The 1,157-nt window shown below is 72.9% G+C and carries 2 protein-coding genes; one reads left to right on the top strand and one right to left on the bottom strand.

Translation table 11 applies throughout. The features are described 5' to 3' along the window. A partial coding sequence (locus QMG61_RS04365) for a CoA-binding protein (protein ID WP_283493105.1) occupies positions 1-541 on the bottom strand: 541 nt, incomplete at its 3' end. Positions 542-682: 141 nt separating this feature from the next. On the opposite strand from QMG61_RS04365, the gene QMG61_RS04360 reads away from it, so the two are divergent. After that, a partial coding sequence (locus tag QMG61_RS04360; RefSeq protein WP_283493104.1) for an FAD-dependent oxidoreductase occupies positions 683-1,157 on the top strand: 475 nt, incomplete at its 3' end.

Raw genomic sequence — 1,157 nt, 5'->3', positions numbered from 1 at the left:
CGGACCCGCCGAGCAGCCGGGCGAGCACGAGCGTGAGGCAGCGGTCCATTACGACGGTCAGGCCTGCCGCCTCGGCGGATTCCGCCGCGGCCTGGTTCCAGATGCCGAGCTGCACCCAGACGACCCCGGCACCCACCGCGATGGCCTCGTCGATGACGGGCTGGAGGTCGTCCGCCCGCCGGAACACGTCGACGATGTCGGGCACCTCGGGCAGCGACGCGAGGTCGGGGTACGCCTTCTCGCCGAGGATCGTGTCGGCCCGCGGGTTCACGAAGTACACCCGGTAGTCGCCCGTGCGCTGCAGGTACTCGCCCACCCCGTGGCTCGGCCGGTCCGGTCGCGGCGAGGCGCCGACGATCGCGATGGACGACGCCTGCCGGAGGATCCGTCGTTCGGTGTCGTCGTCCGGGCTCTGCCAGGTCGGCTGGTCGGCCAGCGGCGGCGCGGACGACGAGCCGCCCGGCAGCGCGCAGGCCTCGGCCGGTCGCGTGGTCGCGTCGGTCTCGTCGGCCTGGCTGGGTGCGAGGGTGCTGTCGTCCATGGTGTTCCTCCTCGTCCCTGACGGGACAGGTCGTGACGCCGGCCACCTCGTCCGGTCGGGCAGCGTCGGGTTCACCTGCTGCAACGCCGGGGACGGGGGCATCCATTCCCCACCGGCCGGCGCGACTGGCAGGATGAACGAATGGTGATCACGGTGGAGACGGTCGTTGTCGGCGGCGGAGCGATGGGATCTGCCACTGCGTGGCAGCTGGCCGGACGGGGCCGCTCGGTGATGCTCCTCGAGCGATTCGAGCCCGGGCACACCAACGGAGCGTCGCACGGGGCCTCCCGCAACTTCAACACGGCCTACTCCGACCCGACCTATGTGCGGATGCTGGCCGAGGCGCTGCCGCTGTGGCGGGAGCTCGAGGCACAGACCGGATCCCGGCTCTTGTCGCAGGTCGGGGTCGCGAACCACGGGCCGAACCGCCACTTCGACGCCGTGGCCGTGGCGCTGGCCGGTGCGGGGCTCGGAGCCGAGTTCCTCACTCCGGCGGCCGCGGGGGAGCGTTGGCCGGGCATCCGTTTCGACGGGCGCGTGCTGCACACTCCCGACGCCGGCCGCCTGAACGCGGACGCCGCGGTGAGCGCCCTGCAGGCTGCGGCGGCCGCGTTCA

Source organism: Cryobacterium sp. PH31-AA6, from assembly GCF_030063195.1.
Lineage (GTDB): Bacteria > Actinomycetota > Actinomycetes > Actinomycetales > Microbacteriaceae > Cryobacterium.
Note: the sequence above shows the minus strand (reverse complement) of the source record. Positions and strands in the feature narration are given on the sequence as shown.